Origin of the sequence: Grimontia hollisae CIP 101886, assembly GCF_000176515.1 — a bacterium.
Classification (GTDB): Bacteria; Pseudomonadota; Gammaproteobacteria; order Enterobacterales; family Vibrionaceae; genus Enterovibrio; species Enterovibrio hollisae.
In genome coordinates, this window is sequence record NZ_ADAQ01000011.1 from 426,045 (window position 1) to 452,001 (window position 25,957).

Genomic DNA, 25,957 nt, shown 5'->3' on the forward strand with positions numbered 1-25,957 from the left:
CAGGCTAAGAATGCATATTTTCAAAAATGCAAAGAAAAAGACACATTAAATCCGATTGAGATGAAGAAGGAAGGTGTCGGCCTGCGCCAGTACCGCATCACGTTCTTCCTGCGGCTTATTGTCCCAGTTTCGATAGACCATGCCGGCTCTTGGATTCACAGCAATGATGTCCCGGTGCTTTTCCATAAAACGCCAGTACAGGCTGTTAAATGGGCAGGCGGTCTCCCCCACCTTTTCTTTCACCTTATAGTGGCAACTTGCACAATGGTCGCTCATCTTCTGGATATAGTTACCACTTGCGCTGTAAGGTTTGGTCGCCAGTAAGCCACCGTCAGCAAACAGGGCCATTCCACGGGTATTGGGTAACTCCACCCATTCAATCGCATCAATGTAAATGCCGAGGTACCAGTTATCCACCTCCTTAGGATCAAGCCCTGTCAGGAGGGCAAAGTTACCGGTCACCATCAGGCGTTGGATGTGGTGTGCGTATGCGTAGTCAAGCGACTGTTGTATCGCTTGCTTCATGCAGGCCATCCGGGTGTCGCCCGTCCAGAAAAAATCTGGCAGCGGGCGCTCTGCGTTCAACCTGTTCATGGCTTTATACGCTGGCATGTTTGCCCAATAAAGGCCACGGACAAACTCCCGCCAGCCAAGGATCTGGCGGACAAACCCTTCCACCTGATTCAGGGTGATGCCGCTGTCTGGCGTACGATATGCCTCAATCGCCGCATCAATCACCTGCATCGGGTGCAGCATTTTGCTGTTCATGGCAAAGGCTAGCCGGGAGTGGTAAAGGCTCCAGGCGTGGGGAGAATTTGAGGTCATCGCATCCTGAAAACGGCCGAATTGCGGTAAAAGATGGCGACAAAAATAATCGACCAACGACAGGGACTGACGCCGGGTTACCGGCCAGAACAAGGTCTTTTCTGGCTTGCCTATGGTTTGAACACCATGGCGGGTAAGCCGTTCAAGAATTGCGGTAACGTCGTTGACAAAAACCAGTGGCTGCGGGATGGCCGCCAGATCTTGCGTTGTCAGTTTAGCGCGGTTTTCTTTGTCGTAATTCCACTTTCCCCCTTCCGGCTTATCGCCATCTATCAATACACCAAAGCGGCGGCGCATCTTGCGGTAGAAAGATTCCATCAAGTGATGCTTCCCGGCGGTAAACAGAGTGTCGAACTCACTGACTGACAACAGGAAGTGTTCAGAACTTACCTCGGATGAAGAAATGGGTAATGCACCGGCAAACGTCCGAAGCTGTTCGCGGAGCCGGTATTCATCCGGCGTCTGGTAGCTAAAATGTGTGACGCCGAATTGTTTAATTTTGCATGTCAGCAATTCATCCAGCCCACTGAATATCTGGGTATCATCCAGCGTGAGGTGTTCTACGTGATGCCCCGCCGATGAAAGCGCATCGGCAAAGCCTGCCATCGCCGCGAAAAAGGCACACACTTTCTGGACATGGTGACGCACATAGTCAGTTTCCTGCCTAAGTTCAGCAATCAGGTACAAAACGCCATCATCATGCTTGCTATACCATGAGTGACTGGCATTAAGCTGGTCGCCAAGAATGAGTCTTAAGGTGTGAAACTGGGTCATTGATTCGCTGCCATTTCTGTTTTCTAACAACAGTATGCATTACGGCGCGGGGAAGTGAGGGATCAAAAAACGCCAGACATTCAGGTCTGGCATTTTTCTTCGCAAAGTGTGTGGTTATTGCGCGTGGGGTTTGAACACGATTTTCTCGTCTTCTTCCGCCGCTTTCATGTCGTTGAAGCGTTTTTCATCCAACGCCCCTTCGCTTTTCGCCACAATACAGGTCACTGCGCAGTCACCGGTAATGTTCACCGCGGTACGGATCATATCCAGCAGGCGATCAACCCCCATAATTAAAGCAATACCTTCCAGTGGCAGCCCCACCTGGTTCAGCACCATTGCCAGCATCACAAGGCCCACACCCGGTACACCCGCGGTGCCGATAGACGCCAATGTTGCTGTCATGATCACCGTCATGTAATCGGCCATGGTCAGGTCGACATTAAATGCCTGAGCGATGAACACAGTCGCCACACCCTGCATCATTGCCGTGCCATCCATGTTAATGGTGGCTCCCAATGGGATAGTGAATGCAGCAACCCTATTGTCAGCACCCATACGACGGGTTGTGGTTTCCATTGACACCGGAATCGTGGCATTGGAAGACGCTGTGGAGAACGCGAACATGATAGCGTCTTCCATTTTCTTCAGGAATGTTACCGGACTCAGGCCACTGAATACTTTCAGCAAGGTGGTGTATGTCACCAGCGCATGTAACACCAGTCCACCCGCCAGAACGAAGAAGTATTCCGCCAGACTCACAATCGCAGAAAGCCCCAGCGATGTGAACAGCTTCGCCATGAGACAGAACACACCGTACGGTGCCAGGTTCATCAGCAAGGCAACCAGCTTCAGGATCACTTCATTCAAATCGCGGAAGAACGCAGCAACACGCTCACCCGGTTGGCCAGAAGCACTGATGGCGATACCAAACAGCAGGGCAAAAATGATGATTTGCAGGGTGTTGCCTTCTGCCATTGAGCTTATTGGGTTGGTAGGGAACATGCCTACAATAACATTCCCCAGGGAAGGCGCTTCCGTTGACTGGAATGCCGAGGCTGCAGAAAGATCGGCACCTTTACCCGGGCCAAACAACAATGCCAGACTCATGGCCAGAGTAATGGCAATCGCGGTGGTGCCCAGATAGAAAATCAGGGTTTTCCCCCCCAATCGTCCCAGTGTTGCAATGTCTTTCAGCGAACTGGTGCCACAGACCAGAGACACAAACACCAGCGGCACGACCAGCATTTTCAAACTGGCGACAAAAATCTGCCCACCCACGTCAAACAGGCCATTGACGATATATTCGTTAACAAAGCCGTCTTCGCCAAACAAAACACGAATAGCAAACCCGCTCACAATACCCAACACCATGCCGATAAGGACACGGGTCGTCAGGGACATCTTGTTGGTTTTCGCATTCATCACCGAATACTCCTTTTCAATTCGTAACGTGCTTGTCACATTCAGGGGAAAAGAGATTAGCAGCGGAGTGACGGTATTAGGTATGCCCTTTTCATGGCGTTTAGTTACTTTTACGCATCCCGTCACATATTTAAAAACACAAAAACAAAGATTTAAACAATAAAATAACAACAAACAAAACTTTTAGTGCATTTTATGCTCAATGGTTTTTCCATATCTTAATGGGAAAAGAAAGCATTAAAGACAGAATGTGTATAAAAAAACTAACAGTTAGCGATACAAACGGGAATGGCAGAGACAAAACCGGATCAGCGCGAAGCCAATCCGGTGGGTAGGTTTCTAAGCAGTGATGGTGAAGCCCGTCAGATCTGAAGGGGACTGCATCCTTCAGGCTTCATTTAAAACACCTACCACCTCTTCAATGTCTTCATGCTTATCGCTGGTCGATAACCACACCATATACAGGTCGTTGGCCATCACAGGGCTATCTTTCACTTTATGCAAAGCACCCGCATCAATCCAGGACTGGGCTAGGGTAGATGGCAGGAAGCCAACCCCACCGCGGTTTAACAGAAACTTCAGCGCTGGCTGGCAGGCATGGCTGTGCAGCATCGGCGTACGCTGTAACGTCATAATACGGCTGTGCTCCAAGCCAAAACGCGTCCCCCAGTCCAGATAGACCATGGGCAACTCACTGATACTGTCCATGTCCTGATCGGGCTCACTTGACACCAGAAACAGTTCAAACGATGTGATCCTGTGTTGCTGTAAATCCGCCAGTTTTGGCGGTTCACTGGTCAGGACCACATCCACCTGTTTTTCAAGCAATGCCGTGGAGACCTGTTGACGATTGAGTGATTCTGTACGCAGTGCCCAATCTGGCCGGGCTGATTCAATACGCTCCAGCCAGTCACTGCAACTGTCCATTTCCCAGATAAGGGACGTTGCCCCTACCGTCACCTGTTGCTGATAGGTGCCGGTCAACGCAACATCCTGACGGGCACGCCCCCAAGTCTGCAAAATACTCTCCGCATAAGGAACAAAACGTTCTCCTGCTGGCGTTAACCGCAAATCACCGCGTTTGCGGGTAAAGACAGGTGTGCCCAGTTTTATTTCAAGCTGGCGTATACGAAAACTAACCGCTGACTGGGTTAAATAGAGATTGGTCGCCGCCTTGCCGAAGTGTCGGGTTTTGTTCACTTCCAAAAACGTGCGTAAAAGATCAGTATCCATAATCAGCAATTAATCAAAATAAATTCGTCAACCTGCGTTATCAGGGAAAACCCCGATCGGGTCAAGGCTAAAACACACAATTTAGCTCGTTTTCAGTTCAATTGAACGAGATGTGTGCCCCCGGCGACAAGACTGTGGCAGGGCGCACAGGAAATCAGGCATCAGGCTTTACGACGGGAGATGTGTTTGGGCATTTCTACAACTGATCCTGAGCACAGTGTAAACCTTACGCAACCAGACACATGTTCAATCATAGAGACTTTCGATTGTCCAGGACTTACCGCATGACATCCCACAGTTCAGACAGCCATTTTTAACACCGGCACTACACTTAACGTGAAGCAAAACGAGGAGTTATCATGAAATTTGCGCTGCTTATTTACGGTACGGAAGACTACAACAAACAACTCAGCGACGAACAGGAAATGGAGATGTTAGCGCTCCATCATCACCTGCAGGACACCACTGTGGAAAAGAACGAGTTCATCGCCTCTGCAAGATTGGACTGGACCGATACGGCGAAAACCGTGTCATCGGATGATGACGGCGAAATTCTGGTCACTGACGGTCCTTTTGCTGAGACCAAAGAACAGTTTCTCGGGTTGTACCTGCTCGACTGCCCTTCGGAAGAAGATGCCATCAGGTACGCAGCTTCATTGCCATTAAAGCATCACAAAATAGAAGTACGCCCCGTCGGCTGGTGTCGCGCATAAACTATGGACTTCAACACGGCAATTGTTGCTATCTACCGCCGGGCGCGTCCAAAAGTGCTTGGGGCTTTGCTGCGCCGTTTTGGCGACATGACACTGGCAGAAGACGCGTTGCAGGAAGCCATAACCCGGGCTTACTCTTCGTGGTCAGGCAAAGGCATGCCAGACAATCCGGAGACCTGGCTTTATGTCACCGCAAGAAACCAGGCTATCGACACGCTTCGAAAGCACCATAGAGAAGCGCCGCTGACCGAAGACGAAGCTGATTCACCAACACAACCGGATCTGCTTTATAACAGTGATATTCTACGTCTCTTCTTTGTCTGCTCTGATCCTCTGCTCAGTCGCCCCCAACAAATCACCCTAGCCCTGAATGTTCTGGCGGGTATTCCCTGCCCTTCCCTTGCACGCACATTTCTGGTTTCAGAAGCGGCGATGGAAAAACGTCTTTCACGCGCCAAACAGGCTGCAAATCAACTAGCCATCACAACTGCCACCCCGTTTCTGGCTCCCAAACGGCTTGATGCGGTGAAAAGCATGCTGTACCTACTGTTTACTGAAGGTTACAACGCCGCCTCTTCCCCCATACGCAACCAAATTAGCTTCAGTGATGAAGCCATTGCACTGACACGGAACCTGTTGGCTTTGTTGCCGGAGGACACCGAAATCCACAGCCTGCTGGCACTGATGCTCTACAGTCAGTCACGACGTGAGGCCCGCTTTCAGGAGTGTAATCCGGTGCCACTTGATCAGCAGGATCGTTCACTGTGGGATCAGCACATGATTGCTGAGGCGAGTAGTCTTCTGGCACGAACCAATGGTGCGGCTCCACCTGGCTACTATCGCTTACAGGCCTGTATTTCCGGTGCGCACAGCACTGCAAAAAGTGCCGGAGACACAGATTGGAAGGACATACGTCATCTCTATCATGCTCTGTATAAGCTGCACCCCACCCCAGTGATCGCTCTGAACCGGGCCGTGGCAACCGCGCATGTGATAAGCCCAAAGCAGGCGCTTGATGATATTGCCGCCATTGGTGAGTCACTGTCCCGTTACCAGTATTTTCATTCCACACGCGCCCACCTTTTAAAGATGGATGGACAACATCAGCCAGCTATTGACGCATTCAAACAGGCGCTTTCATTGTCCCAGCTTGACTGGGAGCAGAAATACATCCAGCAGGAGATTCAATTGTTGGCCTCGCAGAAAAAAAATAAAAAATAACGACTGTCTGTCCGGTTGGCTTTTCCTGCCGCGTCCTTTAAAGGACATTCACTGAGAAGGACGACAACATGAGCAACGCACAACAAACACATGGCGCACCTAGCTGGATTGAGCATTGTGGGAGTAACCACCAACAGGCACGGGCGTTTTATCAAAATGTTCTAGACTGGCAAGTACTGGAGCATCCCATGGAAGGAGACGTGGTTTATCCCATCATCTCTGTTGAAGAAAGCGGCGTGGGCGGCTTTAAACCCTTCCCAGATGACGAACCGGGCTGGCTGGTTTATATCACAGTGGATGATGTGGATTCCCGGATGGAAAAGGCCATTGTCCACGGTGCCGAGTCGTTGATGCCACCATCTGATATCCCCGGTGTCGGACGTATTGCGATATTTAAAGACCCACAGGGTGCAAAGCTTGCGCTCATTAAATACGCCGTGCCAGACGCGTAAAAACGACAGGAGGAAACGCTATGCCAAAGTTTATGATGACCTACCTGGGAGGGAATCCACCGGCAACCCCGGAGGAAGGCCAAAAGCACTTCGCCGATTATCAGGCGTGGTTGAAAGCACTGGGAGACAAAGCAATTAGCCCTGCCAATCCCCTGAAAGGCACCGTCTGCGTTGCACCGGATGGCAGCGTCACAGAGGGCGGTAAAACCAGCATGTCCGGATTTACCATCATCGAGGCTAACTCACTGGATGAAGCGTTGAATGCCGCCAAGACCTGCCCATTTCTGACGATCGGCGGAACGCTGGAAGTGTCTGAACTGGTCGAAATGAACTTCTGACGGACTGACACCGACTATTCTCTTACCCCTTCGCTGCGCACACTGGCAGCGAAGCGGTTGAGTTTACGCAAAATCTGGAGACAGTGATGGAACAATTAACCATTGCACCAATACTGATTGCGCTTTGTATCGCAATCCAAATTCCAGTCACTCTCGCCGTTGGCCTGAAGCGGTTGGCAACCGGCGTCAACTTTGGCTGGGGCGATGACAACAACCTGATGAAAAAGGTTCGTGGCCACGGCAACTTTACTGAAACCGTGCCTATTACCCTGTTGGCCATCACAGTGGCTGAATACCTCGGCATGGCACAGGCCTGGGTCATCGCGGCTGCCATCGCCATCGTCGCCGGACGGCTTGTTCACTACCATACCCTGGTGTTTACTCCCTCTGGTGCCACCAACGGTCGCGCGGTCGGAATGATCCTGACTTTTTCAGCCATGATCATTCCTTCTATCTTTTTGCTCTATCGTGCCTTCGTTGGATAACCCATGGCTTACGACGAAACTCTCACTGCCCGCTTCAGGGATGCTACCGCCGGCATCAAGGGCATAACCGAGAAAAAGATGATGGGCGGGATTTGTTTTCTTCACCAAGGCAACATGATTGGCGGCGCTGACAAAGGCCGCTTCATGTTCCTTACCATGAAGAGAACTTTGGCGCGACACCGGCTGAAGCGATTGAAGACGCCGAAGAATCAGCAGAGCTGGCGCAACGTGCCGATGAGCAGCCACAGACTGGGTTTTGCGTCGAGTTTACCGACGAAGGCATGTCTGTCATGGTGACAGAAAACGAAACCGTGCATGCTGCCAGTACTAAGCTCGGTATTCATGTGCCCAAAGCCTGTGGAATGGGCATTTGTGGCTCCTGCAAAGTCAGGCTACTCACCGGAAGTGTGAATATGGAACACAACGGCGGGATCAGCGACGAAGAAATCGAAGAAGGCTATATCCTCAGTTGTTGCAGCAAGCCAGTCGACGACGTATCCATCGAAACCTGAATACATGCCCCAACCCGTTGAAAGTCATGAAACTCTTTTACGGGACTTCGTTATTTTTATCACCACCTGTCCAACAGTTCAGACAAGCCACCGCCCTTACACAACCATTACCTAATGCTAACAGAACCCAGTGATTTATGAGCCACAGTATATGGGCTGCAGCAAAATCAACTAGGGTCCAACGACCTTTTGAACAAATTAACTCCAATGGAAAAAGGAGCAATAGAAATGAATATGCTTAAAACGTTGATGTTAGCCTTCGCGGTACTTTTCTCAGGCTTGGCACTTGCCAGTGAATCGACAACTGACTGCCCAGAAGGTTCAGACGCACCGGAATGCCAGCTGCCAGATGACAGCGGCACCAACTACACCAACTAAACACTCGCTCATTGACATAAGGCGCATCCCTTACCCTTCGGTTTTAAATACGATGTGCCAACACCTTGCAGTCAGAAATACGGTCTGGCTGCTCCTTCTCTAGGCGACACGCCAAAAAAGGCCAGTGGATATCACCACTGGCCTTACTTAATTGTGCCTACCTTCAGACCACCTGAAAGCATATTTAGCTAGCTTCCCTCGCCAATCAGTCGCGTAGGTAAATCATCCAATACCAAATGCCTACAAACATACCGCCGCCGATGATATTTCCTATGGTCACAGGAATAAGGTTATTCAGAATAAAGTCGGTCATATTCAGGCCTGCAAAGTCTGCGGCACTCATGCCTGTCATCGCCCAGAATGTATCCGGGGCGAACGTTTTAATACCCATCGCCATCGGTACCTGAAACATGTTGGCAATGCAGTGTTCAAAGCCTGCTGACACAAACATCGCCACCGGCAAGATCATCACCAGGATTTTATCCGTCAAAGTACGGCCTGAATAGGTCATCCATACAGCAATACACACCAGCACGTTACACATGATGCCAAGCGCCACTGCCTGTAAGAAGCCGTGATGCAGTTTGTGCTCTGCAATCTTCATCGTATTAATACCCACCTGGCCATTATCGAACATATACTGCTGTGCGACCAGCATACAGGCCACCAGCAGGATAGCCCCCACCAGGTTACCACCATAGACCACCAGCCAGTTTCTAAATAATGCCCCCCAAGTGATCTTTCCACTGGCCCGTGCCACTAATGTGAGTACCGAACTGGTAAATAGCTCACCACCGGTAATGATCACCAGGATTAACCCCAGACTGAATGCAATACCACCAACAAAACGGCTCATGCCCCAAGGTATATCAGTGGCACCGGTTGTCACGGTCGTGTAGAAAATAAAGGCAATACCGATATGGATACCGGCAGAAATCGCCAGAAGAAACGACTTGAAGGGGTCTTTGGTTGCTTTCGCCACACCAATTTCTACAGCACGCTCCGCGATCTGCGGCGGTGGCAGAGAGTCAAACTGAATAAAATTCATGGTTAATAGCACTTTGTATGAACAGGAAGGGCGCGGATAATCTCTCTATTTCCTTATTTTTTCAAGGGGTAATTTCATCCCGTTTCATGCAGAAAAATGTGAACCTTCATCGACCCAAAAGGTTCGAAACAGAGTAAGTGGAACTGGCGATGAAAGAGTGATGCTTTTCTGCACATTTCGCTTTCCGACAAAAAGTAAGTGCGGATCCGTGGGCACAAATCAGAGCACTCACACATTTCTGACGCTGGGAGCTTGTGAAGTCACAGCAAGTACCACAAAACTCTAGTTTCAGACACTTACATTCAGGCCCATAGACAAGGAGAGAGTCTTTCGGTGCTAGCCTATTTACTGCGACGGTTGTTGCTTGTCATTCCCACCTTTCTTGGCATTACATTGGTAATATTTGCCATCACCCGCTTTGTGCCGGGCGGCCCCGTCGAACGCATGCTCGCCCAATCCCAGTTTATGCAGGAAGGAACAAACCAAAGCCAGAGCTTTCAGGACAACTCCGCGCTGGATGAATACCAGTTAGAGGAACTAAACGCCTTCTACGGCCTCGACAAGCCGGTCATGGATGCTTACTGGGAATGGCTCAACCGGTTACTGGTGCTCGATTTCGGCGAATCTACCCGTTATTACGAGCCTGTACTGGGCATGATTGCCGAGCGCCTTCCCGTTTCAATGTTCTACGGCGGCATGACCTTCCTGATTGCCTATCTGGTATCGATACCGCTCGGCTACTATAAAGCGGTAAAACACAATACTGCCTTCGACAATGCCTCTTCGGTACTGATTTTCGTGGGTTATGCCCTGCCCGGTTATGTCGTCGGTATCTTGCTTTTAAGCGTGTTTTCCTTCCACCTCGACTGGTTCCCGATGGGTGGGTTTACCTCTGATGGCTTTGACGATCTCGACACCAAAGGGGCGATGATCAAAGACGTTCTCTGGCATGCCGTATTGCCGCTGATTTGTTACGTCATCGGGGATTTTGCCACCCTGACCATCACCATGAAAAACAACCTGATGGAAAACCTGTCTGCCGATTACATCCGTACCGCCATTGCCAAGGGTCTGCCGTTTAAAGACGCGGTACGCAAACACGCGATGCAAAACAGCCTGATTCCACTGGCAAGCCATTTCGGTAACTCATTGCTGTTCTTCCTTACCGGCTCCTTCCTGATTGAAGTGGTCTTTAACATCGATGGAATCGGCCTGCTTGGTTATGAGGCCATTATGGAAAGGGATTACCCAGTGGTGATGGCGATCGTGGCCCTGAACGCCGCCTTGCTGCTGGTCGGCAATATCGTTTCAGATATCTGTGTGGCACTCGTGGATCCACGGGTAAGGTTTGGTGAATGATGATGCCCCTCAGCCCCCTCACGCAAAAGAAGATCACGCGGTTTAAGGAGATCAAACCGGGCTACTGGTCTTTTCTTGTCCTGTCTACCCTGCTGGTGCTGTCCCTGTTTGCCGAGTTTTTCATCAACAGCAAAGCCCTGATGGTACGCTACAACGGTGAGTTTTACTTCCCAGTGGTGAGTGATGTGCGCCTTGGTTATGAATTTGGACAGGACTACCAAAGCGAGGCTAACTACCGCGAGCTGCAAGCTTTGTTTAAGGAAGAAGACAAAGGTAACTTCGTTATCATGCCTTTGGTGCCGTGGAACCCGTACGAACAGGACTTTATTGAGGGGGAATTTCCGCCTTATGCGCCAAGTGCTGAATCCCGGCACTACCTCGGCACCGATGTGATTGGCCGTGATGTATTGGCCCGACTGTTCTATGGTTTCCGCATCGCCATGATGTATGCCCTCACTACCATGACCGTCTGCTTTGCCATCGGCACGGTCATTGGTTGTGCCATGGGCTTTTTCGGCGGCAAGTTCGACCTAATCAGCCAGCGGCTGATTGAAATCTGGTCCATGATCCCCTTCCTCTACGTCATCATGATACTGGTCTCTATCACCAAGCCGACCTTTACCCTGTTTGTCGCCATCAACGTGATATTCGGCTGGATGGGCATCACCTGGTACATGCGCACCATGACCTACAAAGAATCCGCCCGGGAATACGTGATGGCGGCTCGCGCACTTGGCGCCTCCACCCTCCGTATCCTGCTAAAACATATCTTGCCCAATACCATGGTGATGGTGATCACTCTGGCGCCCTTTACTGTTGTGGCCAACATTACCGCATTGACCGCGCTGGATTATCTTGGTCTTGGCCTTGCACCTCCGACACCGAGTTGGGGGGAGCTGCTACAGCAAGGAAAATCAAATCTCGACAGCCCGTGGATTGTTACCTCAGTGGTGACCGCAACGGTGTTGGTGCTCACCATGGTGACCTTTATTGGCGATGCGGTGCGCGCCGCGTTCGACCCGAAAAAATTCACCCGCTATGTCTGACAAGGAAGTGACCATGTTTACATTGACGATGTTAAAACCCACCACACTTGCCGCCTTTAGCGCACTCGCCTTCACCGCGCACGCCGCCGAGCTTCCTGCCAACCTGAACTGGCAGACAAACTGGGACGATCCGGTATTTGCTTCTGACAAAGCCAGGCGTGGTGGTACATTGCGCACCCATTTAGCCAGTTTTCCGCTGACGCTGCGAAGCGTAGGACCCGATTCCAATGCTGGCCTTCGCAGTTATTTTCTCGATAACGTACCGGGACTGGTAACTCGCCATCCGGACACGCTCAACTGGATCCCATCCATCGCCACGGAATGGGCTTACGCGGGGGACAACAAAACGCTCTATTTCAAGCTCGACCCAAAGGCCAAATGGAACGATGGTGAGCCGCTCACCGCAGATGACTTTGTGTTTATGCTCCAGTTTTACCGCTCAAAGGATATCGTCGCCCCCTGGTACAACGACTACTACTCCAAGACCATCGCTGATGTGGTGAAAATTGATGACCATACAATCGCGGTCAGCACCGTGGACGAGAAAAATCCGGAGGAACTCATGCGCACAGTTGGCGGACTGGTTCCACGCCCCCAGCATTTTTACCAGTCAGGTAAAGACAACAACGGGGACGGCGTAGACGATAACTTTGTCCGCAAATACAACTTTAAGCCTGAGCCCACCGCAGGTCCCTACTTTGTCTACAACATCAAAAAAGGGAAAAGCGTGACGTTCAAGCACGTGGGTGATGACTGGTGGGGATATGGCAACAAGTACTACCAGAACCGCTACAATGTCGACAAAATCCGAATGACCGTGATTCGCGATACCGATGTCGCCAGACAACATTTCGAAAAAGGAAAACTGGATACTTATGACCTCACCCTCCCGGAAATCTGGCATGAGAAAACCAACGGGGAAGCCTACCAGAAGGGTTATATTCATAAGTTTTGGGGTTTCAATGAAACACCACAAGGGGGAGGCGGATTGTGGCTGAATACAGCCATACCGCTGCTGGACGACATCAACGTGCGTCGCGGCATTCTCCATGCCACCGATTTTGATGGACTGATTGAGAAGCTTATCCGTGGAGACTACCAGCGCAAACCCCACGCAATAGGTTCAGGGCATGGTAATTATTCCTGGCCTGATGCCAAAGCACCGGACTTCAACATTGATAAAGCCATCGAATACTTCGTCAAAGCAGGGTTTGAAAAAGTCGGCTCAGACGGTATTCGGGTCAATGATAAAGGTGAGCGGCTTTCGTTTGAGTTGGTATACCCCCTTGCGTTTTTCACACAACGCATGGCTTACCTCAAAGAACAGGCAAAATTGGCAGGTCTGGCGTTCTCACTGAAGCTCATTGATGGTGCCACAGGCTTTAAATACGTATCTGAGAAAAAACACCAGATTGCATTTATCAACATGGGGGCAAGTGAAACCCCAGGCTATTGGCAATATTTTCATTCTGACAACGCCAATAAACCACAAACCAACAACTTTACCAACTTCAGCACCCCCAAGCTTGATCAACTGATTGACCAGTATCGGGCTGAATTCGACGTCAGTAAAAAGCATCAGTTGTCACAAGCGATGCAACGCATCATTCAAGAAGCCGCGGTTGTCGCCCCAAGTTATAGCGTTCCATGGACACGACAAGGTCATTGGCGCTGGATCAGGTACCCAGAGAATCCTATGCAGAAATGGACAGGTACCCTTCTCACTGTCGGCGGCGCGATAGGCGACAGTACCTTCTGGATTGACGAAGACATGAAAAAAGAAACCCTCGACGCCATGGACAGTGGCAAGGCATTCGCCCCCGTGACAGTGATTGATGATCGCTACAAGCGATAAGGCAGAAAAGATGGCAGAACCGATTCTCAGCGTTCGCGGACTGGAAACCGAATTCACCACCGATGACGGGGTGGTGAAAATCCTCCATGGTGTCGATTTAGATGTCATGGCGGGTCGGACACTGGGGCTGGTCGGTGAATCCGGTAGCGGAAAAAGTGTCACCGCGATGTCTATCATGGGCCTGCTCCCCAAGCCTTATGGACAGGTTACCGCCGGCGAGATCCGCTATCGCGGTACCGATCTGGTTCACCTGCCACCGGAAGAGATGTACCGCATGCGCGGCAACCGGATGTCGATGATTTTTCAGGATCCGATGACCGCACTCAATCCGGTGCATTCGATTGGCAAACAGCTTATGGAAGTGCTCGCGCTGCACAACCCCGCTATGGGCAGGAAAGCACAACGGACCGCCGCCCTCAAGATGCTGGAAAAAGTCCAAATCCCGATGCCCCTAAAGCGGTTGGATGAATATCCGCACAACCTTTCCGGCGGCATGCGTCAACGGGTGATGATTGCGATGGCGCTGGCCTGCAAGCCAGACATCCTCATCTGTGACGAGCCGACAACAGCACTCGATGTGACCGTGCAGGCCTCAATCCTTGACCTGATGAATGACCTTCAGCAAGAAACTGGCATGGGAATGATTTTTATCACCCATGATTTGGGCGTGGTGGCGGAAATCTGTGACGATGTGGCCGTGATGTATGGTGGAAAAATTGTCGAGAATGCCGATGTCTTCACCCTGTTTGACCATCCCCAGCACCCCTACACCCAGCGCTTGCTCGGCCTGATGCCAAACCTGTCCAGTGAACCCAAACAGTTGATTGATATCCCCGATATCGACCCTGACCTGTTCCCGGAATATCGAGGTTAACCATGGAAGCATTGCTAAGAATCGACAACCTTCGCAAACACTTCGTCTCCGGCAAAGGCATTTTCAAAAAGGGCTACACCATCAAAGCGGTAGACGGTGTATCTTTCAGTGTGAAACGTGGTGAGACCCTTGGCCTTGTTGGCGAATCCGGCTGCGGTAAAAGCACCCTTGGGCGCACTATTCTCAAGCTCTATGAGCCCACCAGTGGCAAAATTTTCTTTGAAGGCCAAGATATTACGGACCTCAGCCCGCGTGCTATGCGCCCGCTGCGTAAAGAGATGCAAATCGTGTTTCAGGATCCGCTGGAATCGCTCAACCAGCGCCACACCGTCGGCATGATTCTGGAAGAGCCTTTTGAGATCCACCGCGTCGGCACACGCAGTGAACGCAAGCAATGGGTCAGGGAATTGCTGGAAAAAGTCGGGTTACCGCCAGAGTCTGTCAGCCGTTACCCGCATGAGTTTTCCGGCGGCCAGCGCCAGCGTATCGGCATAGCCCGTGCAATTGCACTTAAGCCTAAACTGCTGATTTGTGATGAATCTGTCTCAGCGCTGGATGTGTCTGTGCAGGCGCAAATCCTGAACCTGCTTTTAAAGCTGCAACAGGAAATGAACCTGGCGATGATTTTTATCTCCCACGATCTTTCTGTTGTGCGTCAGGTCTCCGATAACGTCGCCGTGATGTATTTCGGCAATGTGGTTGAATACGGTGACACGAAAACCCTGTATGCCTCACCACAACACCACTACACCCAAACGCTGTTATCCGCCGTGCCGGTTAATCACCCCAGACACCGCAGGAAAAAACGGCAAGCAGAGCTGGCGCTATCACAAAGTTAGTGCCGCAGTGCTTCAATGCGTTTCTGGGCGCGGGACAAGGCGTCATCAACCGTCAGGATCCCGCGCAACATCTTGTGAATTTCATCGCCCAGTATTGCCACAATATCGTTGAACTCCGGCACCGGCGGCCTGGGCCAGTTGTGGATCTCCCCTTTTCGCTCCAACTCATCCACGGTTTCAAAAATGCTGCTGAACTGCTGCACTTCCGGGTCGGCACTGGTTGAAAAGCGTGGACTGGAAAAACTGCCGTTCAGGGTATACCACTTCATCAGGTCTGGACGACTCAGGTAAGTCATCATCTGCCAGTTTTTCTCCAGTCTGTCATCTGCAAGGTTGGCAGGGATCACCAGCGAAAATCCCCCGATAGGCGAAACCGGTTTCGCCCCCGGTCCCGGCGGACTGACCGTGTACCCCACCTTGCCATGCGCCTCGCAGCTTTCATCCATTTCAATCATGGCCGCCCGGATAGACCAGCCATACGTCATGGCGGCCTTTCCTTCCGAAAACAGGCGAATACGCTGATCCCAGTTACAATGCAGGCTGGCAGGATGGGAATATTTCAGCAAGGCCAACAGGAATTCTGCCGCAGCCCTGCCCCCCTCGCTGTCTACTTTGGGGCACAGTGTACGACTCTCAATCCCTTCAACGGTGTAATCATCCCCGATTTTGGGCAAATCAATCACAGGCTGCCCGAATGCCGCCATGGTCTGCAAAAAGGTTTGGGCCACCGGTGTTCCCTGCCCACAGTTCAGCACAATGCCATAGAGTTCCGGCTTCAGGTTATGCAGGGCTTTGGCGCAACTTAACAGGGTTTCCGTGCTTGACGGTGGAGGCAACCCCAGCGACTGGAACAGATCTTTGCGGTAAAACAGCAGCTCGACTGTGGGCTGGATGGGGATACCATACTGCTCTCCCCGGTAGGAGGAGCCTTTCCAGGCGGAGGTATGGTAATCACTGAACCGGTAGCGGTGCTTTTCAATCAGCGTTGTCAGCGGTGTGATGGCCCCCCGCTCAACAAACTCGCCAAACCAGGGCAAATCTACCGCCATAATGTCGTATTTGGACGAGGGTAGGGCCGCGTTTTCTATCACTTCATCGTGCAGCGCATCCAGCGACAGATTAACCACCTCCAGTTTGCCGCCACAAAGCTCATTAAGGTTTCGCGACATGTCACTCAAGGTTTTAAACGTCGGATCAGACGGACAGAGAATACGCACGACCCGGTCATAACCTATCCCTTCTTCCATCACACTGGGGTAAGGAATAAGCCGCGAGCCCATATAGGACGCGCCGAAATAATAGTCGTTTTCTTCCCGGTTTTTGCCATAGCCCCGCTGACTGAAACCAAAGGTATGTCCCACCAGTGATTTCAGCTGGTGAGCGTAATTTTCAAACTCAGCAATCATCTTCTCTGTCGGGTGCAGGGAGAATGACTTCCCGGTGCGGGTGCGGGCACGTTTTAGCAGCATGCCTTCATCAACCAGTTCGCCAATCCTGCGCATCGCCGTGGCATAAGGCACATTGGAGGCCATGGCAATCGAGGTAATGGTCAGCAACTTCCCTTCAAAATGCCTCCGGATAACAAAAGCGATAATGTTCCAGCGTGCATCGGTCAGTGAAAGGTTGTTACCATCTTCTACCAACTTCCGTGTTGATTCGGTAAAGTCCAGAATCCTCAAGAGTTCTTCCCGGGTCATCCTTGTCCCTCTGTACTGCATATCCAGTGAGTATAGACACGGAGACAAAACCACCGCTTCTCGATCATGAAAGAATATCCATTTTGGATACAAACGTGCCCCAGCCTTTTCCCCGGTTGTGAAAAACTCAAAAAGGTAAAAAACCATTTTTCACGGAGGGAAGAGATGTCGCAGGAACAGACGGATTTTGTGGTGGTTGGTGCAGGCTCTGCAGGCTGTGTTGTCGCAGGGAGGCTCAGCGACGCCGGTTACAATGTAGTATTGCTGGAAGCAGGAGGGAAGGACAGCAACCCCTGGATTCACATTCCTTTAGGCTATGCCAAACTCTACGCCAATCCCAACGTCAATTGGTGCTACACCAGTGAACCGGAGCCCAACATGCACAACCGCAGGCTCCACCAGCCACGGGGAAAAGTACTGGGCGGTACTGGCTCCATCAATGGCATGATTTATGTACGCGGACAGCCAGAGGACTTCAACCGCTGGGAAACCGAAGGCTGTGAAGGCTGGGGGTTTGACGGTGTCCTGCCCTTCTTTAAAAAAAGCGAGCATCAGGAGAGAGGGGCTGACGCGTTCCACGGCATCAACGGCCCGGTCTGGGTGTCTGATCTGCCATCCACCCACCCGATTGCAGATGCGTTCAATCAGGCGTCGGTGAACCTTGGCGCACCGGAAAACCCTGATTTTAATGGTAAATCCCAACTGGGCACCGGCTATGTGCAGGTCAACACCAAAGATGCCCGGCGCTGGAGCACAGCAGCAGCCTATTTGCGTTCTAACCTTGGCAGAAACATAGATGTACGCACCCATGTTACGGTACAGCGCATCCTTCTGGATAACGGCAAGGCAACCGGGGTTGAATACCGCGATAAACGCGGCATGACCCATACTGTCACCCCGTCCAAAGAAGTGATTGTCTGTGGTGGCACCTTTAATTCGCCACAACTGCTGGAGCTCTCCGGCATCGGCGACAGCAAGCACCTGGAAAGTGTCGGCATTACACCAACACACCACCTGCCGGGCGTCGGCAACAACCTGCAAGATCATTTCGGTATTGGTCTGGAATACAAGTCGACGCAGCCATTGACGGTCAATGATCTGGCCAACAACCCGCTAAAAGGCGCCCTCGCCATGGCGCAATACATCCTGTTCCGGACCGGGCCGATGGCCAGCAATGGTAACTACTCCAACACCTTTATCAGCACCACCGGGGATGACGAACACCCGGATATGATGATCACCTTTATGGCCTGGTGTACCGGTGAAGATTTGCAGCCGCGCAAATTTTCCGGCTTTACCATTCTCCCGGAACATATCCGTCCGGAATCCAGAGGGTTTGTGCATACCAAATCATCCAACCCCGGCGATGCTCCTGCCATCCAGTTTAACTTTCTCTCAACCCAGTACGACCGTGACGCGGCCATTGCCGGGCTTCGCCACGCAAGGAAAATTGCCGAAACACAGCCGATGAAGCAGTTTGTCGACAGTGAAATTAACCCCGGGCTGGATTATGAAAGTGACGAACAATTACTTGAACATTGCCGACAGTCCGGCCTGTCACTGTTGCACCCGGTCGGCACCTGCAAAATGGGGATCGATGACATGGCGGTTGTCGACCCCAGATTGCGTGTGCATGGCCTGAACAACCTGCGCGTGATTGATGCCTCTATCATGCCGACAATTGTATCCGGCAATACCAACGCAGCCACCATCATGATTGGTGAAAAAGGGGCGGCAATGATACTGGAGGACTGGGCATCGTTCCCAATGCAGGCCACAGGGAGATAAGGAGAGCGTATGATGAACATCACCATTGTCGGTGCAGGACGCATGGGGGAAATTTACGCCCAAATCGTTGCCCAGCACCCAACGGCCCGGATACACACCATTGCCAGCCGCTCAATGGGTTCAGCAACTGCCCTGACTGATCAGTATGGTGGCTACCCGAGCGACGATATTTCACAAGCCATTGCTGATGGGGGATCAGATGCCGTGATCATCTGCTCCCCGACATCTACACACCTTGAATACATCAGCCTCGCGGCCAAAGCAGGTAAGCCTATCTTGTGTGAAAAGCCGGTGGATTTAAGTATCGAGCGGGTTCTGGCCTGCCAGAGTGTGTTGGCCGAAAACCCGGTGACATTCGCCGTGGGGTTCAACCGCCGGTTTGATCCGGCTATTGACCATCTCAGGCAACGGGTTCAGCGCGGCGATATCGGCCGTTTAAATATGTTGCTGCTTACCAGCCGTGACCCGGGACCACCGCCACTGGAGTATCTCAGGCATTGCGGCGGTTATTTCTGTGACAGCACCATCCATGACATCGATCTCGCCTGCTGGATAACCGGCGAATTGCCGCTGGAGGTATATACCGCCGCCACCTGTATGGTCGATACCGCGATTGGTGAACTTGGGGATGCCGACACCGCCATGACCACCCTGCGTATGCCGAGTGGCCTGTTAGTGCATATCAACAACAGCCGGCGGGCCGTCTATGGGTTTGACCAGCGTATTGAAGCCTTTGGTGATGGCGGTATGTTACAAACCCTGAACCATACCGAGCAGACGGTGCAACACTTCTCTGCCGCATCTACCCACAGCCAGCCACCGCTGCAGCACTTTTTCCTTGAGCGTTATGCCGAGTCATTCCGCCGGGAAGTGGATGACTTTATTAAAGCAGTCCAACATGGCACCGATCCCTGCGCCGGATTGGAAGATGGTTTAAACGCGCTGAAGATAGCCCGGACGTGTCAGGCATCCTTTGAGCTTGGAAGAAATCTGCCTTTCGCAGATTGACCAGACCACCATCCCCATGGGAACCCGATATGGGAAGATATGGAAATAGATACGCCGTGCCAACCATCCGATTTGGCACGGCTTCTTCGTTTTCATCCCCAGCCTGACAACATCCTGCTTCCTGTTACCACGCCAGCGAAAATCAAAAAGAGCCCCGAAGGGCCCATACCAAGCATCATTGATTGGGAAGCGGTTTACCAATCAGGACGCGCAAACTGATCGACATTATCCGACTGTATTTTCGGCGTTTCTATCTGGTTCAGTGCAGGTACATCAATCCCGTTGGCCACCTTCACCGCAGTCTGGATGGCAAGAATGGCATCGTCGACCGGTGACTGTTTGTTGGATCCGGTCTCCCAACCGGCTTTAATGGCATCCCATCCTTCACCGAACAGGTTGCACGTCACCACTTTCACATCACCCGGCTTTTTGCCCGCCCCTTGCAAGGCTGAAATCACCCCCAACCCCATGCCGTCATCAAAGGCATAAACGCCATCGATGTCATCGCCATATTTGGTGAGGAAGGTTTCCATCACTGTCTGTGCTTTTTCCCGGTTCCACTCAGCCGTCTGGCTTGCCAGGATATTGATATCAGGGTACTGATCTTCCATTCTGTCCAGGAAACAGTTTTTACGCAGGATAGACACGGAATAACCCGGCGTACCTTCTACCACCACGATATTGCCTTTACCGTCCAGCGAATCACCCAGCATTTCCGCCGCCTGCTCTGCCTGGGCGCAATCATCTGGGCCTGTGTGCGCGGCGATATAACGTCTGCCGCTCTCACCAATGGGAGAATTAGAGGTAATCACCGGAATATTTGAACGCGACGCCTGCCGGACAGCGGGGATCAACGCGTTTTGCGAAGTAGGCCAAAGCACAATGACATCGAGATTCTGGGAAACCATGTCCTGAATCTGGTTAAACTGGGTAGCCGGGTCACCTTGGGGATCCATTACCGTGGCTTTCAGCCCCAGTTCTTTGGTGTACTTTTCTGCGGTCTCTGCATACTTGGCCTGATAAGCATTCGAACCAGGATAAAGCACGGTGATGCCAATCCGGGTTTCTGACAACGGCTTTTTCAATTCTCCCCCTAACCATTCCGGCGCCTCCTGTGCAGAAAGTGACCCTGCAACGAAAGGCAGAAGGAGCATGCTCGCAGAGAACAGACGCGTGCTAAGCGTTTTTACAGTCATATAACCTCCATTGTTGACTGTTCCAAAGCCAGGAAATGGCTTAGGTTCCGGCATAAGGTGAACGACAAATGTTTGGCCGGACTTACTATTAACCATTTACCTGCCACCTCTGTTTTACAACCCAAGAAATATCCAAATTGGAGATTTTTGACCTATCCTACCAATATCCAAAATGGATTTTTTTGACCGGTTCCCCGCATCCACTTGTCATAACATCATCAACAGATTGTTAAAAATATGATCTCAACTCAGGCACAGGGAGGATTGCCTATGACACAGAAAGTGTCATCTCATCTGTTAAGGAAAAACGGACTGCTGATAGCGTTTGTCTTTTTTCTCGTCGCTGTTGCATTCAGCGCACCGAGCTTTCTCACGCCCGGCAACATCCTTGATGTCATCAGACAGGTTTCGATCACTGGCATGATTGCCATTGGTGTCACCTTTGTGGTGATCACCGGACGTCTCGACCTCTCCGTGGGCAGCATGTTGACCCTGCTGACGGTAATGGTCGTCGATTTGCACAACCAGATTGGACCAACCGGCGCGATACTGGCCACCCTGTTAACCGGCATGCTTATCGGTGCCGTCAATGGTGCGCTGGTCGGTTTTCTCAAACTGAACGCCCTGATAGTCACACTGGCCATGCTCTCTTTTTTACAGGGTGTCACCCTTTTCTACTCTGGCGGCTCCAATGTCAACGTCACCAATGCACAAGAGACCTGGTTTGCCTTTTTTGGTCGCAGCGACATGCTGGGCATTCCGGTGCCGGTGTGGATTTTCCTGATCTTCGGTGCCATCGCTGCGTTTGTGCTCAAACGTACTCACTTTGGCCGAACGGTGTTTGCTGTGGGCGGTAATGAAATCACCAGCGTCTACTCCGGTGTCCGTGCCTCACTCACTGTGTTCAGTACCTATGTCATTTCCGGACTGGCAACCGCTATTGCCGCCATCATCATGGGAAGCCGGGTCATGGGTGCGCAAAACACCATAGGACAGGGCTACGAGCTCACTGTGCTGGCAGGCATTATCCTTGGCGGCACGTCACTGATGGGCGGTTCAGGGAATATCTGGCGCACCGTGGTCGGCATATCCATGCTTGGCTTTATCCAAAACGGCCTGTTGCTCCTTGGCTTTCCGTACTACGTACAGTGGCTGGTGACCTGGACAGTGATCATCTTTGCAGTCTGGGCAGATCTGGCTGCACAACGCGGGAGGGTATTGGCATGACCAACACCACGACTTCATCCAAAACCCAGGCTCGCTACGGAGATGCCCCCATGAAGCAACAACACCTTGCGACTGCCGGCAGGATGCTGGCCCGCAATCATATCTGGCTGTTTTTATTGCTGGCTATTGCCACCTTTTCGCTGGCATCACCTTACTTCCTGACGGTGAATAACCTCAGCAATGTCCTGACCCAATCGGCGTTTATCGGCATTCTGGCTGTCGGCATGACTCTGGTGATGATCAATGGGGAAATCGACCTGTCCGTCGGTGCCATCCTCGCCCTGGCAAGTGCCCTTGCCATTGGCCTGCAGCCACATATCGGTGTCTGGCCTGCGGTGTTCGTCGCCTTGCTTTCCGGCACTGCCCTTGGGCTGTTGAACGGAACCCTGGTGGTTCTTTCCGGCATGCACTCTTTTATCGTCACCCTGGGTGGCTTGATTGGTATCCGTGGGCTGGTGTTTATCTACACCGGGGAAAACGCCCTGATGGTCGAGGATTTCACTTACACCGAATACCCGGAAATGTATCTTGGTCCGATTTCGATCACCGCCATCATCTTTCTTGGTCTCACCTTTGCCCTGCAATGGATGCTGTCACATACCCGCCACGGACGCGAAACCTATGCCATTGGTGACAACATTGAAGCGGCTCACGAAGCCGGTATCCGCGTCAAACGCCATAAAGTCATCAACTTTGTTATCTGCGGCACCTTAGCGGCGATTGCGGGTATTTTGCTGTCCATGCGACTGGGTACGGCAGAGCCCAACGCCGGAAAAATCTGGGAACTCTGGGCCATTATCGCCGTGGTACTTGGCGGTACACGTCTTCAGGGCGGCTACGGCAGCCTGTGGAAAACTCTGGGCGGCATCTTAACTCTGGCGGTGTTGCAAAACGGACTACGCCTGCTCAATACCCCCAATTACATTGAATTGATGGTTATGGGCAGTGTGCTGGTGCTGGCGCTGCTGCTTGACCGCGTCATGTTGACAAGAACATAAAGGACTGTGTGATGACGGAAATGGAAACCCTTCTCAGCCTCAGCGGGATCACCAAACGCTTTCCCGGCGTCACCGCGCTTGACAATATCAGCTTCACCATCAATGCCGGCGAAGTGCACGCACTGGTCGGGGAAAACGGTGCCGGCAAATCCACCATGATGAAAATCCTGTCGGGGATTTACCAGCCGGAGGAAGGCGAAATCCGCCACCGGGGTGAAGTGATAAAACTGCCCTCCCCGCGTGATGCGTTGCAACGCGGCATCTTGCTTATCCATCAGGAATTGTCGCTTTCGCCAGAGCTGTCGGTGGCAGAAAACATCTTTCTTGGCACCTGGCCGACCAATGCCTTTGGCGTGATTCAGAAAGGGAAGCTCAATCGGGAGGCCCAGCAAGCGCTCGACCTGCTGGGTTGTGATTTCAGTGCCGACACCCGGGTCGGTGACCTGACAATTGCCCGCCAGCAGATGGTGGAAATTGCACGTGTCCACGCCTTTCACGCCAACGTGGTGGTGTTTGATGAACCGACGGCATCGCTGACCGATTCAGAAAAAGACCAACTGTTTGCCACCATTAATACCCTCAAGGCACAAGGGGTCGGCATTGTCTACATCAGCCATAAAATGGACGAGATCTTCCAGATCACTGACCGTATTACGGTGCTGAAAGACGGACAGATACAGGGCACTCTGATCACCGCTGACACCGATGCCCATGAAATCACCAGCAAGATGATTGGCCGCACGTTGGACCAATACTTCATCCGGGCCAAAGAAAACTTTGGTGAGGAAGTGCTCCGCCTTGAGCAACTGGGTGTCAATGGCCTGTTTGAAAACATCAGCCTCTCTGTACGTGCCGGGGAAGTGGTCGGCCTGTATGGCCTTATTGGGGCTGGCCGGACTGAAATTGTTGAAACCGTGTTTGGCATCCGCAAAAGCGATCAGGGCCGGATACTTTTCTGTGGTGAAGAGGTGAATTTCAAGTCCCCCCGTGAAGCCATCGATAAGGGGCTGGCACTGGTTCCTGAAAGTCGTAAGGAACAGGGATTGGTACTCAACATGGGCGGCCAGGACAACATTACCCTGCCTCACCTGAAAATGGTGTCAAACGCCGGGGTAATGAACGCCAACCACGAAGCCGATCTCTACCAACGTTATAAATCGCTGCTGGAAATTAAAACCACCGGGCCGGCACAACCGGTGTCCGACCTTTCCGGCGGGAACCAGCAAAAATTTGTATTAGCCAAATGGCTTTGCGCCAACCCCAAGCTCATCATCCTTGATGAGCCGACCCGGGGCATTGATGTGGGCTCCAAATCTGCCATCCATGAACTGATTGCCGGACTGGCAGAAGAAGGGCTGGCTGTGATTGTGATTTCATCTGAAATGCCGGAAGTCATTGGTGTCAGCCACCGAATCCTGACCATTGCCGAAGGACGGCTGGCAGGGGAATTCAGTGGCGATGACATGACAGAAGAGAACCTGATCAACGCGGTATCACTGCGCAACCTGGCGTAAACGGAGAACCATCATGACTAAACCAGTTTTAAACGTCGGCCTTGTAGGTTCCGGCTTTATGGGGCGTTGCCATGCCAATGCATTCCGCGCAGTCGGTGGGCTTTTTGACCTGCCGGTAGACATTCACCTGCATACCCTTGCTGACATTGACGATGACACCGCCACGCTGCAGGCCCGCAAACTGGGTTTTGCCCATGCAACCGGTGACTGGCATACCCTCATAAACAACCCGGACATCGATCTGGTGGCAATCACTGCCCCCAATGCCTTGCACGAAGCCATCACCCTTGCGGCCATCAATGCCGGAAAAAATGTCTACTGTGAAAAGCCGCTGTCTACCACCTGTGAATCGGCCAAACGTATGACAGACGCCGCCGAGCAGGCAGGCACCACTACCCTGGTTGGCTTCAATTTCCTGAGAAACCCTTTAGTCCACTATGCCAAGGGGCTGATTGAACGCGGCGAGCTTGGTGACATCATCAGTTTCCGAGGCCGACACGCGGAAGATTACATGGGAGACCCGGATACTCCCCACTCTTTCCGTACAGCCGTGGATGGCGGTGGCGCACTGGCAGATATTGGCAGCCATATTGTCGCTATGGCCCGTTTCCTGATTGGCCCTATTGCTCAGGTAAACGCCATAACGGAAACCGTGCACAAAACCCGCCCAGAAAGGCCGGGCAGCACAGTGCGCAAGCCAGTAGAAACCGATGACGTTGCCCATGCCCTGCTGCGGTTTGGAAATGGGGCGGCGGGCAGTATTGATGTCAGCTGGATGATGAAAGGAAAGACCATGGATCTCTCTTTCGACATCACCGGCACCAAAGGGGCGTTGCAGTTTACCCAGGAACGGATGAATGAATTACTGGTGTGGACAGACAAAGACGGCCCGGGAAATGGGGGATTCAGGAAAATCGAAACCGGCCCGGCCCACCCGCCGTATGGTCAGTTTTGCCCTGCGCCCGGTCATCATTTGGGATTTAATGACCTGAAAGTGATTGAGGTTGCCGAGCTGATCGACTGCATCAAACAAGGCAAACCCCATTACACCGGTTTTCGTGAAGGCTACGAGGTGCAGTGCACCATTGATGCCATGCTCGCCTCTGCCAGACACAACCATTGGGTGGATGTCAGCGACTTCATTCAGCCATGACG

Annotated in this window: 25 protein-coding genes; 19 read left to right on the plus strand and 6 right to left on the minus strand. The window is 52.0% G+C overall.

What is annotated here, in order from left to right; genetic code table 11:
- Nucleotides 1-45 precede the first annotated feature (45 nt).
- The 3 genes from VHA_RS08210 to hdfR form a co-directional block, all read right to left on the minus strand.
- Nucleotides 46-1,599 (minus strand): cryptochrome/photolyase family protein, encoded by a 1,554-nt coding sequence (locus tag VHA_RS08210; protein WP_005503458.1) that lies wholly within the window; start codon nucleotides 1,597-1,599, stop codon nucleotides 46-48.
- 114 nt (nucleotides 1,600-1,713) lie between these two features.
- Complete coding sequence (locus VHA_RS08215; RefSeq protein ID WP_005503459.1) at nucleotides 1,714-3,021, minus strand: dicarboxylate/amino acid:cation symporter; 1,308 nt, start codon at nucleotides 3,019-3,021, stop codon at nucleotides 1,714-1,716.
- Between the two features lie 387 nt (nucleotides 3,022-3,408).
- Nucleotides 3,409-4,254, minus strand: a complete 846-nt coding sequence (gene hdfR / locus VHA_RS08220; RefSeq protein WP_005503460.1) for an HTH-type transcriptional regulator HdfR — start codon at nucleotides 4,252-4,254, stop codon at nucleotides 3,409-3,411.
- Between the two features lie 359 nt (nucleotides 4,255-4,613).
- Between hdfR and VHA_RS18430 the strand changes: the two genes are divergently transcribed.
- The 8 genes from VHA_RS18430 to VHA_RS19025 all read left to right on the plus strand — a co-directional run bounded on the left by VHA_RS18430 (nucleotide 4,614) and on the right by VHA_RS19025 (nucleotide 8,353).
- Nucleotides 4,614-4,967, plus strand: a complete 354-nt coding sequence (locus VHA_RS18430; RefSeq protein WP_005503461.1) for a YciI family protein — start codon at nucleotides 4,614-4,616, stop codon at nucleotides 4,965-4,967.
- Nucleotides 4,968-4,970: 3 nt separating this feature from the next.
- Nucleotides 4,971-6,188, plus strand: a complete 1,218-nt coding sequence (locus VHA_RS08230) for an RNA polymerase sigma factor (protein WP_005503462.1) — start codon at nucleotides 4,971-4,973, stop codon at nucleotides 6,186-6,188.
- A gap of 68 nt (nucleotides 6,189-6,256) precedes the next feature.
- The gene (locus tag VHA_RS08235) at nucleotides 6,257-6,640 is read left to right on the plus strand and encodes a VOC family protein (protein WP_040528501.1); all 384 of its coding nucleotides are present in this window, start codon (nucleotides 6,257-6,259) and stop codon (nucleotides 6,638-6,640) included.
- 20 nt (nucleotides 6,641-6,660) lie between these two features.
- Nucleotides 6,661-6,978: a YciI family protein gene (locus VHA_RS08240; RefSeq protein WP_005503476.1), complete on the plus strand. Its 318-nt coding sequence runs from the start codon at nucleotides 6,661-6,663 to the stop codon at nucleotides 6,976-6,978.
- Between the two features lie 86 nt (nucleotides 6,979-7,064).
- Nucleotides 7,065-7,463 carry an MAPEG family protein gene (locus VHA_RS08245; protein WP_005503486.1) on the plus strand — a complete coding sequence of 133 codons (399 nt, stop codon included), beginning with the start codon at nucleotides 7,065-7,067 and terminating at the stop codon, nucleotides 7,461-7,463.
- 3 nt (nucleotides 7,464-7,466) lie between these two features.
- Nucleotides 7,467-7,760 (plus strand): hypothetical protein, encoded by a 294-nt coding sequence (locus VHA_RS19015; protein WP_050778537.1) that lies wholly within the window; start codon nucleotides 7,467-7,469, stop codon nucleotides 7,758-7,760.
- On the plus strand, nucleotides 7,754-7,975 hold the full coding sequence (locus tag VHA_RS19020; protein ID WP_005503493.1) for a 2Fe-2S iron-sulfur cluster-binding protein: 222 nt from the start codon (nucleotides 7,754-7,756) through the stop codon (nucleotides 7,973-7,975). The genes VHA_RS19015 and VHA_RS19020 overlap by 7 nt, the downstream gene beginning before the upstream one ends.
- A 228-nt stretch (nucleotides 7,976-8,203) precedes the next feature.
- Entirely contained in the window at nucleotides 8,204-8,353 is a 150-nt protein-coding gene (locus VHA_RS19025) for a hypothetical protein (protein WP_005503497.1), read from the plus strand.
- 205 nt (nucleotides 8,354-8,558) lie between these two features.
- Here VHA_RS19025 and focA read toward each other — a convergent pair whose 3' ends face one another.
- Nucleotides 8,559-9,401: a formate transporter FocA gene (gene focA / locus VHA_RS08260; RefSeq protein ID WP_005503499.1), complete on the minus strand. Its 843-nt coding sequence runs from the start codon at nucleotides 9,399-9,401 to the stop codon at nucleotides 8,559-8,561.
- Between the two features lie 333 nt (nucleotides 9,402-9,734).
- Here focA and VHA_RS08265 point away from each other — a divergent pair, with 333 nt between their 5' ends.
- The 5 genes from VHA_RS08265 to VHA_RS08285 are packed head-to-tail and all read left to right on the plus strand — an operon-like array spanning nucleotide 9,735 to nucleotide 15,374.
- Nucleotides 9,735-10,760, plus strand: coding sequence for an ABC transporter permease subunit (locus tag VHA_RS08265; protein WP_040528503.1), 1,026 nt, complete (start codon nucleotides 9,735-9,737; stop codon nucleotides 10,758-10,760).
- The gene (locus VHA_RS08270) at nucleotides 10,760-11,806 is read left to right on the plus strand and encodes an ABC transporter permease (RefSeq protein ID WP_040528717.1); all 1,047 of its coding nucleotides are present in this window, start codon (nucleotides 10,760-10,762) and stop codon (nucleotides 11,804-11,806) included. Before VHA_RS08265 ends, VHA_RS08270 begins: the two co-directional genes overlap by 1 nt.
- Before the next feature lie 28 nt (nucleotides 11,807-11,834).
- Complete coding sequence (locus tag VHA_RS08275) at nucleotides 11,835-13,661, plus strand: extracellular solute-binding protein (protein ID WP_040528718.1); 1,827 nt, start codon at nucleotides 11,835-11,837, stop codon at nucleotides 13,659-13,661.
- A 10-nt stretch (nucleotides 13,662-13,671) separates the two neighbouring features.
- Nucleotides 13,672-14,535, plus strand: a complete 864-nt coding sequence (locus VHA_RS08280; RefSeq protein WP_005503504.1) for an ABC transporter ATP-binding protein — start codon at nucleotides 13,672-13,674, stop codon at nucleotides 14,533-14,535.
- 2 nt (nucleotides 14,536-14,537) lie between these two features.
- Nucleotides 14,538-15,374 (plus strand): ABC transporter ATP-binding protein, encoded by an 837-nt coding sequence (locus tag VHA_RS08285; RefSeq protein WP_005503505.1) that lies wholly within the window; start codon nucleotides 14,538-14,540, stop codon nucleotides 15,372-15,374.
- Here VHA_RS08285 and VHA_RS08290 read toward each other — a convergent pair.
- Nucleotides 15,371-17,071: an extracellular solute-binding protein gene (locus tag VHA_RS08290; protein ID WP_005503506.1), complete on the minus strand. Its 1,701-nt coding sequence runs from the start codon at nucleotides 17,069-17,071 to the stop codon at nucleotides 15,371-15,373. The two genes, VHA_RS08285 and VHA_RS08290, sit on opposite strands and share 4 nt — an antisense overlap.
- A 165-nt stretch (nucleotides 17,072-17,236) precedes the next feature.
- Here VHA_RS08290 and VHA_RS08295 point away from each other — a divergent pair, with 165 nt between their 5' ends.
- Together VHA_RS08295 and iolG are read left to right on the plus strand one after the other, a co-directional pair.
- Nucleotides 17,237-18,859, plus strand: coding sequence for a GMC family oxidoreductase (locus VHA_RS08295; protein WP_005503507.1), 1,623 nt, complete (start codon nucleotides 17,237-17,239; stop codon nucleotides 18,857-18,859).
- A 9-nt stretch (nucleotides 18,860-18,868) separates the two neighbouring features.
- Nucleotides 18,869-19,867 carry an inositol 2-dehydrogenase gene (gene iolG / locus VHA_RS08300; protein WP_005503508.1) on the plus strand — a complete coding sequence of 333 codons (999 nt, stop codon included), beginning with the start codon at nucleotides 18,869-18,871 and terminating at the stop codon, nucleotides 19,865-19,867.
- A 194-nt stretch (nucleotides 19,868-20,061) separates the two neighbouring features.
- Here the strand turns inward: iolG and VHA_RS08305 are convergent, their stop codons facing one another.
- On the minus strand, nucleotides 20,062-21,063 hold the full coding sequence (locus VHA_RS08305) for a sugar ABC transporter substrate-binding protein (protein WP_005503511.1): 1,002 nt from the start codon (nucleotides 21,061-21,063) through the stop codon (nucleotides 20,062-20,064).
- 270 nt (nucleotides 21,064-21,333) lie between these two features.
- Between VHA_RS08305 and VHA_RS08310 the strand changes: the two genes are divergently transcribed.
- From VHA_RS08310 to VHA_RS08325, 4 genes are read left to right on the plus strand one after another with little or no spacing between them, the layout of a single operon-like run.
- Nucleotides 21,334-22,290: an ABC transporter permease gene (locus VHA_RS08310; RefSeq protein ID WP_005503512.1), complete on the plus strand. Its 957-nt coding sequence runs from the start codon at nucleotides 21,334-21,336 to the stop codon at nucleotides 22,288-22,290.
- Nucleotides 22,287-23,288, plus strand: a complete 1,002-nt coding sequence (locus VHA_RS08315) for an ABC transporter permease (RefSeq protein WP_005503513.1) — start codon at nucleotides 22,287-22,289, stop codon at nucleotides 23,286-23,288. The genes VHA_RS08310 and VHA_RS08315 overlap by 4 nt, the downstream gene beginning before the upstream one ends.
- 11 nt (nucleotides 23,289-23,299) lie before the next feature.
- On the plus strand, nucleotides 23,300-24,802 hold the full coding sequence (locus VHA_RS08320; RefSeq protein WP_005503514.1) for a sugar ABC transporter ATP-binding protein: 1,503 nt from the start codon (nucleotides 23,300-23,302) through the stop codon (nucleotides 24,800-24,802).
- 13 nt (nucleotides 24,803-24,815) lie between these two features.
- Nucleotides 24,816-25,955 (plus strand): Gfo/Idh/MocA family protein, encoded by a 1,140-nt coding sequence (locus VHA_RS08325; protein ID WP_005503515.1) that lies wholly within the window; start codon nucleotides 24,816-24,818, stop codon nucleotides 25,953-25,955.
- Nucleotides 25,956-25,957: the final 2 nt, after the last annotated feature.

Coding starts and splice junctions, on each gene's coding strand:
- VHA_RS08235 (WP_040528501.1), top strand. CDS start 6,257: ATGAGCAACGCACAACAAACACATGGCGCACCTAGCTGGATTGAGCAT.
- VHA_RS08310 (WP_005503512.1), top strand. CDS start 21,334: ATGACACAGAAAGTGTCATCTCATCTGTTAAGGAAAAACGGACTGCTG.
- VHA_RS08285 (WP_005503505.1), top strand. CDS start 14,538: ATGGAAGCATTGCTAAGAATCGACAACCTTCGCAAACACTTCGTCTCC.
- iolG (WP_005503508.1), top strand. CDS start 18,869: ATGATGAACATCACCATTGTCGGTGCAGGACGCATGGGGGAAATTTAC.
- VHA_RS19020 (WP_005503493.1), top strand. CDS start 7,754: ATGGTGACAGAAAACGAAACCGTGCATGCTGCCAGTACTAAGCTCGGT.
- VHA_RS19015 (WP_050778537.1), top strand. CDS start 7,467: ATGGCTTACGACGAAACTCTCACTGCCCGCTTCAGGGATGCTACCGCC.
- VHA_RS08215 (WP_005503459.1), bottom strand. CDS start 3,021: ATGAATGCGAAAACCAACAAGATGTCCCTGACGACCCGTGTCCTTATC.
- VHA_RS08315 (WP_005503513.1), top strand. CDS start 22,287: ATGACCAACACCACGACTTCATCCAAAACCCAGGCTCGCTACGGAGAT.
- VHA_RS08295 (WP_005503507.1), top strand. CDS start 17,237: ATGTCGCAGGAACAGACGGATTTTGTGGTGGTTGGTGCAGGCTCTGCA.
- VHA_RS08320 (WP_005503514.1), top strand. CDS start 23,300: ATGACGGAAATGGAAACCCTTCTCAGCCTCAGCGGGATCACCAAACGC.
- VHA_RS08270 (WP_040528717.1), top strand. CDS start 10,760: ATGATGCCCCTCAGCCCCCTCACGCAAAAGAAGATCACGCGGTTTAAG.
- VHA_RS18430 (WP_005503461.1), top strand. CDS start 4,614: ATGAAATTTGCGCTGCTTATTTACGGTACGGAAGACTACAACAAACAA.
- VHA_RS08230 (WP_005503462.1), top strand. CDS start 4,971: ATGGACTTCAACACGGCAATTGTTGCTATCTACCGCCGGGCGCGTCCA.
- VHA_RS08280 (WP_005503504.1), top strand. CDS start 13,672: ATGGCAGAACCGATTCTCAGCGTTCGCGGACTGGAAACCGAATTCACC.
- VHA_RS08290 (WP_005503506.1), bottom strand. CDS start 17,071: ATGACCCGGGAAGAACTCTTGAGGATTCTGGACTTTACCGAATCAACA.
- VHA_RS08275 (WP_040528718.1), top strand. CDS start 11,835: ATGTTAAAACCCACCACACTTGCCGCCTTTAGCGCACTCGCCTTCACC.
- VHA_RS08240 (WP_005503476.1), top strand. CDS start 6,661: ATGCCAAAGTTTATGATGACCTACCTGGGAGGGAATCCACCGGCAACC.
- VHA_RS08245 (WP_005503486.1), top strand. CDS start 7,065: ATGGAACAATTAACCATTGCACCAATACTGATTGCGCTTTGTATCGCA.
- VHA_RS08305 (WP_005503511.1), bottom strand. CDS start 21,063: ATGACTGTAAAAACGCTTAGCACGCGTCTGTTCTCTGCGAGCATGCTC.
- VHA_RS19025 (WP_005503497.1), top strand. CDS start 8,204: ATGAATATGCTTAAAACGTTGATGTTAGCCTTCGCGGTACTTTTCTCA.
- VHA_RS08210 (WP_005503458.1), bottom strand. CDS start 1,599: ATGACCCAGTTTCACACCTTAAGACTCATTCTTGGCGACCAGCTTAAT.
- hdfR (WP_005503460.1), bottom strand. CDS start 4,254: ATGGATACTGATCTTTTACGCACGTTTTTGGAAGTGAACAAAACCCGA.
- focA (WP_005503499.1), bottom strand. CDS start 9,401: ATGAATTTTATTCAGTTTGACTCTCTGCCACCGCCGCAGATCGCGGAG.
- VHA_RS08325 (WP_005503515.1), top strand. CDS start 24,816: ATGACTAAACCAGTTTTAAACGTCGGCCTTGTAGGTTCCGGCTTTATG.